We start from the raw sequence: 279 nt of genomic DNA on the forward strand, positions 1-279 counted from the left end.
GGTTAGCTGGCCTGGGCTACATTATTACCGCAACTTATCTGCCATTTTTAGTGCATCAGGTTTTACCAGAAATAGACTCCTCACATATCTGGGCGGTATTTGGTATTGGCGCCATGCCCTCATGCTTTATTTGGCATAAAGTCCATCAACGCTTGGGAACTCAACTTGCCCTACAAATTAACTTAGGAATACAGGCTCTGGGTGTGGCGCTGCCAGCTATGGGCTCATCCGCATTTCATTTCTTGCTTAGTGCAGTTCTGGTTGGTGGTACTTTTATGG

General features: G+C 46.2%; 1 protein-coding gene. It reads left to right on the plus strand.

The annotated features are described in order from the left end of the window. The coding region (locus SB659_RS19335) for a YbfB/YjiJ family MFS transporter (RefSeq protein WP_410551564.1) at nucleotides 1-279 on the plus strand (279 nt) is incomplete at both ends.

This window comes from Arthrobacter sp. SIMBA_036 (assembly GCF_046535135.1).
Classification (GTDB): domain Bacteria; phylum Actinomycetota; class Actinomycetes; order Actinomycetales; family Micrococcaceae; genus Arthrobacter.